The organism is Microbacterium sp. P5_B6, from assembly GCF_056400345.1.
In genome coordinates, this window is the sequence record NZ_JBFULL010000070.1 from 1 (window position 1) to 1,451 (window position 1,451).

The following is a 1,451-nucleotide window of genomic DNA, read 5'->3' on the forward strand; positions in this document are numbered from 1 at the left end:
GTCCGAGCCGGAGGATTCGCCAATGCAACTAGGGGATGAGTCCGACCCGATGGACGAACGCAACGAGATGGGACCGGTCGTGGATGTTGAGCTTCCTCATGGCGTTGCGGACATGCGTCTTCGCGGTAGCGGGCGAGATGCGCAGCCTCCGGCCGAGTTCGTCGTTTGACAGACCAAGCGCGACGAGCTTCACGATGTCGACTTCACGTGAGGTGAGCGCCTTCAGCTCGTGGCTGGTTTGAGCACCATTCTTCGCCGTGCCGTGAATGTCGGTGAGAAGCGCCCGCGCCGCTCGCGGCGACAAGGGGGATTCTCCTCGCCTCACGGCATGGATCGCTTCGATGAGTGCGACGGTCGAGGCCCCTTTGCCGATGACGCCGTCTGCGCCGGCGTCGATGCACGCGCGCACCACGTCACCCTCCTCGAACGTCGTGAGCATCAATACCCGCGTGTTGCTCAGTGTGCGGAGGCTTTTGATTTGCGCCGTTGCCTCAGGGCCGGAGAGACCGGGCATCCGCACATCCATTAGCACCACATCTGGTCCGAGCGTCTTCGCCCGTTCGACCGCCTCCATGCCGTTCCGTGCTTGACCGACGACTTGGATACTCGGTTCCTGAATGAGCAGCGCGCGTAGCGCCTCGCGGATCAGATCCTGATCATCCACGAGGAGCACGGTGACCGGCGATGTGCTCATCGTGTGTCCAAGGGAATGTTGACTCGCAGTTCGAAGTCCCGGGGCCCGGCGGTTGCGGTCGCCGTGCCTCCCAGCGATTCTGCTCGCTCCATGATMCCTTTAAGTCCTAATCCGGTGGATGCTCTTGAAGGTCGCCCGTCGGTCGGGTTGGACACGTTTAACTGCACATCGTGACCATCCCACTCGACGCGCACTCGCGCTGGCGAGCCGGAGAGTCCGTACTTGTACGCGTTCACCAACGCCTCCTCGAGGATTCGATAGACAGCCGCATCAACTTGGCGTGAGAGCTTCGGGAGGTCGCTATCGACCTCGAACTCAACGGGCAGCCCGCCAGCGACGAGCGTGTCGACGAGGCGGGGCAACAACTCTCCAGTGTGCGATATCCCCTCCACGTCGTCTACGCGGCCATCGCGAAGATCTCGAAGCAGTTCACCGATTTCTGTTAGGACACTCGCGGCACTCTGCTCGATGATCGCGAGAGAATTGAGCGCCTCCTCTGGCGCATCGAGGACCGCGCGGCGAGCAGCGCCGGCATGCAAGTTGATCACCGCAATTTGGTGGCCCACGACATCATGCAAGTCACGGGCCGTGGCCAGCCGCTGTTCGGCCACCTTCGTTGCGGCGAGGGCTTCGCGGGTCTGCTCTGCCTCCTCGGCGCGACGCTTCGTCGATTCGATCAACTGGCGACGCGCGTACGTCATCTGTCCGGCAAACAGGGAGATCGTCATAGCCGCCGCCATCAGCATCGGGACCAAAT

General features: G+C 62.4%; 2 protein-coding genes. Both read right to left on the reverse strand.

Translation table 11 applies throughout. From position 1 onward, the window contains the following. Positions 1–28: 28 nt before the first annotated feature. The gene (locus AC1DP3_RS18255) at positions 29–694 is read right to left on the reverse strand and encodes a response regulator (protein ID WP_477295779.1); all 666 of its coding nucleotides are present in this window, start codon (positions 692–694) and stop codon (positions 29–31) included. After that, positions 691–1,451: sensor histidine kinase (locus tag AC1DP3_RS18260; RefSeq protein ID WP_477295781.1), on the reverse strand; the 761-nt coding region annotated here is incomplete at its 5' end. The genes AC1DP3_RS18260 and AC1DP3_RS18255, both read right to left, overlap by 4 nt.

Bases quoted from the DNA above. Each gene is read 5' to 3' on its own strand.
- AC1DP3_RS18255 (WP_477295779.1), bottom strand. From the start codon at position 694: ATGAGCACATCGCCGGTCACCGTGCTCCTCGTGGATGATCAGGATCTG.